The sequence below is a fragment of the Oribacterium sinus genome (assembly GCF_963537195.1).
Lineage (GTDB): Bacteria > Bacillota > Clostridia > Lachnospirales > Lachnospiraceae > Oribacterium > Oribacterium sinus_A.
Window position 1 is genome coordinate 1 of sequence record NZ_CAUTEG010000100.1, and the last position, 7,919, is coordinate 7,919.

General features: G+C 43.5%; 5 protein-coding genes. All 5 read left to right on the plus strand.

Translation table 11 applies throughout. The annotated features are described in order from the left end of the window. Nucleotides 1–582: 582 nt before the first annotated feature. The 5 genes from fliD (at nucleotide 583) to RYL27_RS09635 (ending at nucleotide 7,553) form a co-directional block, all read left to right on the plus strand. Nucleotides 583–3,132 (plus strand): flagellar filament capping protein FliD, encoded by a 2,550-nt coding sequence (gene fliD / locus RYL27_RS09615; protein WP_314966868.1) that lies wholly within the window; start codon nucleotides 583–585, stop codon nucleotides 3,130–3,132. A 185-nt stretch (nucleotides 3,133–3,317) separates the two neighbouring features. Further along, a complete protein-coding gene (locus RYL27_RS09620; RefSeq protein WP_314966871.1) occupies nucleotides 3,318–4,547 on the plus strand; it encodes a dicarboxylate/amino acid:cation symporter in 1,230 nt (409 codons plus the stop codon). A 145-nt stretch (nucleotides 4,548–4,692) separates the two neighbouring features. Beyond that, nucleotides 4,693–5,100, plus strand: coding sequence for a flagellar export chaperone FliS (locus RYL27_RS09625; RefSeq protein ID WP_304070959.1), 408 nt, complete (start codon nucleotides 4,693–4,695; stop codon nucleotides 5,098–5,100). Between the two features lie 53 nt (nucleotides 5,101–5,153). Then, nucleotides 5,154–5,594, plus strand: a complete 441-nt coding sequence (locus tag RYL27_RS09630) for a hypothetical protein (protein WP_304070957.1) — start codon at nucleotides 5,154–5,156, stop codon at nucleotides 5,592–5,594. A gap of 90 nt (nucleotides 5,595–5,684) precedes the next feature. Continuing rightward, nucleotides 5,685–7,553: a nucleotidyltransferase family protein gene (locus RYL27_RS09635; protein WP_314966875.1), complete on the plus strand. Its 1,869-nt coding sequence runs from the start codon at nucleotides 5,685–5,687 to the stop codon at nucleotides 7,551–7,553. Nucleotides 7,554–7,919: the final 366 nt, after the last annotated feature.

The following is a 7,919-nucleotide window of genomic DNA, read 5'->3' on the forward strand; positions in this document are numbered from 1 at the left end:
GACTACCCCTCATTTAGACCTATATTGCCGAAATCTATTTATTATTTTGATTTTTACAGCCCCTTTTATTTTTAACGATTACTATTTGCAAAGTCTGCGATATCTCGTGGATAAGTAAAGAGGGTGAATGAGATGTGGAATCTTGCTTACTCCTTTCACATCCAAGAGGAAGGTAAGAGAAGTAGCGTTCAGTTAACTTATCCACTGTATAGGTCTGAAAGAAGGGCAATCTGAGCCCCGCCGGTACTTGCTGAAAGCGAGCAAAGCGAAGCTTGAAGCTTAGTATCCGCTGTGTGGGCGAAGTTAGCGGGAGCGTGCCCTGATTTCAGACCTATACAGTGGATAAGTATAGAAATTTCTCTTCTCTTTCCCTTGGCTATTCTATCCTTATAAACTCTCGGAAAACCGCCGATATTGGTATTGATAAGTTAGCAGAAAGAACGGTGTGGAAGGGAGTCCGACGTTCCCATGGCTTTTCAGAGAGAGAAAGATTCTTAGGGAAAGTTTCATTTTCTCTAAAGGCGTGGACTTTCTCCAAAAAGACCTGCTAGCTCGATAAACTAAAGAGAGAGAGGATGAATCATGTCAGGTTTATCAACAAATTCAACGTCCGGTACATCCAGTTTGGGGAACACCTCCCTCCGTGGATTTGGTGGAATGTCCTCCGGAATTGACCGTGACGCATTAATTGAACAGGCAACAAAGGGTACTCAGTCTAAGCTTACCAAAGCAAGACAGGAGACCACAAGAATGGAATGGAAAAGAGATGCTTTTCGTGAGTTATCCGATAAGACTATAGCATTACAGGATGATTTTTTGTCTTTCGCCTCTGCAGATTCCATCAAGAATCAGGATTTGTATGAATCCAGTGTGGTAAATCCACAGGGTGATGCTGCGGCAACCAAGTTTATTACCGCTTCAGGACATTCGGATTTGACAAAGAACTTGAAGGTGAAGGCAGTTACCAAGCTGGCAACCTCCGAGTCCATTGTTTCCGATGTGAAGGGCAGCGCTTCCGCCATTAAGACAGGAATTACTGCAGATGCTTTGGCAAATGTGGGTAATGTAAAAACCAGTAGCCTGGTAGGAAAGTCCTTACAGCTTGGTAACTACACCACCACAGGTGTATTCCAGGAGAAGGCCAGCTTTAAATTTCCGGAAAGCTATAAGGATGACGACGGAAAGACCGTAGAAATCAACTATACCGGAGATAAGCAGAAGCTTGTAGATGATTTGAACAAGGCGGCTAAGCAGGGAAATGTGAAGCTTGGGGAAAATGAGTTTTTAAGCTTCAGCTATCACCAGGGCTCCAATCCCGGCGAAGACTATATCCAGATTAACGGTGGAAGCTCCCAGTATGTTATTAAGACGGAATCTTCCGCGTTAGAGTCTTTGGGTTATAAGGCTCCGGCAGCAGGAACTGCTCCTACCGGAACAGGTTCCGATGCCTACGGTGTAAAGATTGCAGCCTTTAACAGCAGTGCCCAGACAGAAGGAAAGTTTACTTCTTCTTCCGTTAAGCAGGGCGGTATGCTGGATTACTTAAAGGATCAAAAGCTCACTGTCAGCTACGGTGGCACAAGTCAGGAGATTTCTCTTTTAACAGATGCCCAAAAGCAAAGCATTGAGGCGGCTCACACCGGTACAAGTGCCAGTGATAACCAGAATCGTTTGGATGCGGTAAAGGATGCTATTCAGCAAAATCTTAACAATGCCTTCGGTGCAGGTAAGATTGTAGTGGATTCTTCTACAGGAAGCATCACCTTTAACAGTGCCAACGGAAAGGATACCGTTTCCGTAAGCTCCTCCGATGCGCAGGTAAGAGCAAACCTTCAAATCAGCAAGAATGCCTCCAATAAGGTTACCACCAGTAGTTCTATCATGGATAATCTGGACAAGTTGGGACTTTCCGACTATGTAGGAAACAAAGCAGGCTTGGATGAGGCTCTTTCCAAGTTCAAGATTAACGGTAAAGAAATTAAGGGAATTACCTCAGACAGCACCGTACAGGATATGTTGAAGAAAATCAACGATTCCGATGCAGGTGTAAAAGCCAGCTATATGGAAGGTTCCGGACGTTTCGTGTTGATTCACAGCGAAACCGGTTCCGGAAGAAGCATTACTTTGGGAGATGCAAACAATGCCAACGACATTGAGGATAAGCTCTTTGGCGCAACGGCAAGCGGTGGAGGACAGGTTAACCACGGTACCGATGCGGAAATGGTTTTTGACTACGGAAACGGCATCAATGAAACCGTTACTTCTTCCAGCAACACCTTTAACATTGACGGTGTAAAGATTACTGCCAGCGGTAAGTTCGGTGTAGAGCTGGATGCTTCCGGAAATGCGGTAACCAAGCCGGATGGTTCCTATAAGTTTGACAGCTCCAAGGAAGTCAGCTTTACTGCCAAGGCGGACGTGGACAAGGCTACTAAAACCATGAAGAAGTTTGTAGAGAAGTTCAATGAATTGGTAAGCTCTGTAAATACTCACGTGAAAACCAGACGTACCAGCGGATATGATCCTTTGACGGAAGCACAGAAGAACCAAATGAGTGAAAAATCCGTTGAGAACTGGGAAAAGAAGGCGAAGGAAGGAATTCTTTACGGAGAAAGCTCCATCAGAAACTTCAGCGATTCTTTACAGAGTGTTATGACACAGATGATGTCCGACTTAAAGGTTGCAGGGCTGGATTATCAGGATATGGAAAAGATGGGCTTATCCCTTTCTACAGATGCTTTTGACGGCGGAAAGCTTAGCTTTGATGAGACAAAGTTCAAACAGGCTATGGAAACAGAACCGGAGAAGGTTGCCAAGGTTATGATGGGACACAACGGTTCCAAGGGAATGGCAAAGATTGTAGAGACTACGGTTTCTCGTTACGCTACCCGTTATGCATCCAGAAACGGCGGATCTTACGGAGAGTTGATTAAAGAAGCCGGCTCCAACAAGGTTACCCTTTCCAACACCTCTTCCGTAATTTACGGAAAGTTAAAGGAAAACTCCGAAGTGGTTGAAAAGCTGAAGACCATGCTCAGCAATCAGCAGGATCGTTATATCAAGCAGTTCTCCCAGCTGGAGAAGTTAATCAGTAAGATGAATACCCAGTCCTCTTACCTAAGTAGTTTGTAAAACGTAAACTGAAGACAAAAAACAGAGTTGTAAAAAATCAAAAAAATTTCTAAGCAATATAGGTCTGAAATTTTATTTTGATTTTTTGCAACTCTGTTTTTGTGCAATGTTTCCATTTACAAAATACAGGGTAATCCAGTACAATCTTAGCTTTGTGAAAAATAGAGTTGTAGAAAGGAGAAAAAATGAAAGAAAAGAAAAAATTATCTTTAGCGATGCAGATTTTTATTGCTTTGGTTTTGGCAATCATCGTTGGCTTATTATTACAGGGACACAGCTCCATTGCTGAGAATTATATTAAGCCCTTTGGAACGATTTTCTTGAATTTGGTAAAGTTCATCGTAGTGCCGGTGGTACTGTTTTCCATTATGTGCGGTATTATTTCCATGAGTGATATTAAACAGGTGGGCTCCGTAGGCTTGAAAACAGTGGCGTTTTATTTATGTACCACTGCTTTTGCGGTAAGTATCGGATTGTTCTTCGGAAGCATTTTCCATAATCTTTTCCCGGTGGTAGCCACTGCGGATTTAAGCTATGAGGTTAAGGGGAGTCTGTCTTTAATGGACACCATTGTCAATATCTTCCCCTCCAACTTCGTCCAGCCCATGGTGGAAGCCAATATGTTGCAGGTTATTGTGATGGCGTTGATTTTGGGCTTCGCTATCATTCTGGTAGGAGAGAAAACCCATAGAGTGGTTAGTGCCTTCAATGATTTTGATGCTATTTTTATGAAGTGTATGGAAATGGTATTAAGCCTCTCCCCGATTGGTGTGTTCTGTTTGCTTTGCCCGGTTATTGCGGTAAACGGACCGAAGATTCTCGGTTCTTTGGCCATGGTGCTTTTGGCAGCCTATATTGCTTATGTTGCTCATGCCGTAGTCGTGTACTCACTTACAGTAAAGCTTATGGGAGGTCTTTCTCCCATAAAGTTCTTTAAAGGAATGCTTCCTGCCATTATGTTTGCTTTTTCCTCCGCTTCTTCCGTTGGTACTCTTCCTATTAATATGGAGTGTACGGAGAAATTGGGGGCTAAAAAGGAGATTGCAGCCTTTGTACTTCCCTTGGGAGCAACCATTAACATGGACGGAACAGCGATTTATCAGGGAATTTGCGCAATCTTTATTGCTTCCTGCTACGGTATTCATCTTACTCTTGGACAGATGCTGACCATTATTTTGACGGCAACCCTGGCTTCTATCGGAACTGCAGGTGTTCCCGGTGCCGGTATGATTATGTTGGCTATGGTGCTTACCTCTGTAGGCCTTCCGGTGGACGGTATCGCCTTGGTAGCCGGTGTAGACCGTATTTTTGATATGGGAAGAACCACCGTAAATATTACAGGAGATGCGGCTTGTACCATCGTGGTTTCCAATCTGGAAGCAAAAAAGCAGGCAAGGCTTGCAGCAAAGTCTTAAGCCTAAGTATCTTTCCTTTATTTTTTCTAAAAATCCTTTATACATTTCCATAGACCGGACGACATATTATAAGACAATAAGAAGAAATCTTCGGAGTTGAAAATATGTGTTCCGTAGGACAAAAACCTTTGGAAATGGAGATTGTATGAACGATTATCAAAAGAAGTATTTAGAGCAGAGTATTATGCAGATGAGTCAGGGCGAGCTGTTGGTTTTAACCTTTGATGAAGCGATTAAGAGTCTTAAGAAGGCCAACCTTGCTTTGGAAGACAAAAACTACGTAAAGTTTGAAGAGGCATTGCAGAAGACCAATAAAGTGATTCGCTATTTGCATCAGACCTTGGATATGGAGCAGCCTATTAGCCGTGATTTGGCAAGACTATATGATTTTATTACCTTTGACTTAGGCCTGGTACAGGCCGGAAGAGAGAGAAGACAGGAGGAGCTTCCCAAGCTGGTTGATATTTTATCCGATTTGCGTGACGGCTTCCTGGGGGCAAGTAAAATTGCCAGAGATACTCATATCCCAAAAGAAGCGAAGGTTGTGGGATAAGAAAGGGGCTGCCTATGCAGCTCCTTTCTTCTGTGTCACGGAAAGGAAGAATCATGGAGAGAAAAGAGAATCCGCAGCTGGAAAAGCTTGCTAGCCTATTTCAGAGAAGATATAATATCGTCAGCGAATTAAAAAAAGAGACTGATGAGCTTTCCGAAGCCATGCAAAGACAGGACAATGTGAGTCTGGACTTATTATTGGATTTGCGGCAGGAAGCTTTAAATAAGTTGGAAAATAACTGGGTGGAAATGAATCTTTTGGTGGAAGAGGAAGAAGAGTTAAGAAGAAGCTTTCAACGACTTTTACAGGAAGATCCAAAACACAGTGCCGGCTATCCCTTTCTGGAAAGAAGAATTCTGGAATTAAGAGGGAAGATTGAGGAATCCATAGGTTTCATTAAAGAAAGAGATGCCAGGATCACAGCCCAGGCATTACAAACCCAGAAGTTTTTATGGGAGCAGATTCCCGAAGAGCTGAAGGAAGAAGTGGTGTAGCTTTATTTTCTAACGAAGGAAATAAAAGATAAGTAAAAATTGAAATATCAGCAGGTTGTTCAAGGATGAGAAAGGATTGCAAGGACGGCGATGAATCGTAGTGTATATGAGGGTAAGTTTTTAATTAATTTATTGGGGAGTACTTTACGACAGGATGATTCCTTCCCTGTGATGCGAAGAATGAACTGGGGCAGACTTTACCGTATCGCTGATTACCATGAGCTTGCTTCGGGAATTTACTTGGGGATGCTTTCCGCAGGTGCCAGAGTGCCCTCTTTATTCGGTGAAAAATTTTTCCATCGTTATCAGGAGGCGGTTCGCTATGGTGAGATTTATGAGTCTTCCGAGTTGGAAATTCTCGGGGCTTTTCAGGCGGTAAAGGTTCCGGCGGTGGTTTTGGAAAGTGCAGCTGTGCGGCGGCTCTATCATTTGCCGGAAACAGCGGCCAATTCCCCCCTTCGCCTTTATATTCCGGAAGAACGGTATTATATGGCCAGAGGCTATCTTTTTGACTTGGGCTATGAGACGGATCAGTTCTATACCGGCTTTGGAGAGCACATGAAGAGGGCAGGAGGATTTCAGGTGGAAATCTACCATCATTTGCCCTTCCTGACCAAGAATTACAAAAAACACATGAAGTCTCTGCTGGACAGAGCTTACCCGGATAAGAAGTACCCGGTACTGAAGGTTCTGTCCTTGGAAAGCAGCTATATGTTCCGTATGGCGGAGGCTTGCTATCATTTCTGCACAGATAACTTAAAGATTCGTGAGCTTTTGGATCTTTATCTGTTTTATAAGCTTTTCCATAAGGATATGAATAAGAAATTTCTAGATGCCAGAATCAAGGAGCTGGATATTTCTTTATTGTCCCAGTCCTTGTTGCATATGGCGGATATGTGGTTCAGCAGTCGTAAGGACTCTTTGTTCCCCTATCCGAAGGACAGCATCAGTCTTTTTGATGATATGGAAAGCCGTATTCTTTCCAACGGTATGGTGGGTGCGGACAGTATTCCGGAGGCGGCCAAGCTTCGTAAAGCTATTAAGGATGCGGAAAATAAAGAAGAACGGGCAGCCAAGTGGAGAAAGTGGAAGGAAAAATGGAAGAACCGCTTTGACGGCATAAAGAAGCAGCTTCGTTGGATTTTCCCGGAAAGCTCCTATATGAAGAGTCTCTACCCCGGTCTGGAGAATGCGCCATTCTTGCTGCCTCTCTACTGGATCAGGAGAGATTTCAAGCTGATCCGTATTATGATGTTGCCGGATAAGCTGGAGGAACAAAAGGGAGAGAACGGTGGCGAGAAGTCTTCGGAGACCAGGGGACAAAGCACCGGCGGAGTAGGCTCCATTGAGGCCATGAGCTATCAGGATGATCCTTTCCGAAAGAACGGCAGAAAGAAAGTCTTCTATAAAGGAAGAAGAAATAACGAATCCGAGGCCCTATCTACAACTAACAGTGTTGGAGAGAGTGAGGCTGAAGAGGAAGAACTTCCATTATATAAAGATACCGCCTTTTTACAGGAAGAGGTGGAGGAAGAAGATCTTCCTTTGGAGCAGGATGAGAATCAGGAAACAGAAGGAAGTCTATGGGACTTTAAAGCGCCTCCCCGTCTTGCAAAGGAAGAAAAGCGCCCCGAAGTCGGAACAGGAAATAAGGCAGAGCCTATATTAAGTCCTGCAACGGAGGCTTTACTGCAGGAGGCTTTTGCAAAAATGGAGGCTATCCAAGAGGAAGAGAAGGCTAAGGCGGATTCGGAGGATAACCAAAGTAGCAAAACTGCAACCGCTTTATCGGAAGAGCAGGAAAGACTGGCACTGGCTATGCTTTCCGCCATGCTTCCCGAGGAAGAAGCTGCTCCTTTAGAGGAGACGTCCCAAAGCGGAGAAAAAATAGAAACAGCCGAGGTGGATGGCAAGGAAGTCAGTGTGAAATCCTGGTCCTTCCCTAAGGATGAGAAATAAACGAGATAGCAGATGCTACGGGAGAGATATTCCCTAAGAAGTAGAATGCGAAAAAAGAGATGCGATGATTGCTTTCTTTTTTCGCATTTTTTATGCTTAAGACTATCTTCTTAAAGCATACAATCTTTCGTTGTTTAAAGAGCCTTGAAATGGCTTTAAAAAAACTTGAAAAAATTTTCGGAAAATACTTATTATTTAATTTTTACCTCCGATATATATACTGTAGCAAGAATAAAACAAAAAAACTTGCTACAAAACATCTCTTCCTTAGGAAGAGGACATTGGTCTTCGGACCCTAACAGCCAAAAGGCAAAATCAGTCGAAAGACAAGAAAAGGCAAAGAAAATTCTTCTTTTCTGGCGCCGG

Coding starts and splice junctions, on each gene's coding strand:
- fliD (WP_314966868.1), top strand. CDS start 583: ATGTCAGGTTTATCAACAAATTCAACGTCCGGTACATCCAGTTTGGGG.
- RYL27_RS09620 (WP_314966871.1), top strand. CDS start 3,318: ATGAAAGAAAAGAAAAAATTATCTTTAGCGATGCAGATTTTTATTGCT.
- RYL27_RS09625 (WP_304070959.1), top strand. CDS start 4,693: ATGAACGATTATCAAAAGAAGTATTTAGAGCAGAGTATTATGCAGATG.
- RYL27_RS09630 (WP_304070957.1), top strand. CDS start 5,154: ATGGAGAGAAAAGAGAATCCGCAGCTGGAAAAGCTTGCTAGCCTATTT.
- RYL27_RS09635 (WP_314966875.1), top strand. CDS start 5,685: ATGAATCGTAGTGTATATGAGGGTAAGTTTTTAATTAATTTATTGGGG.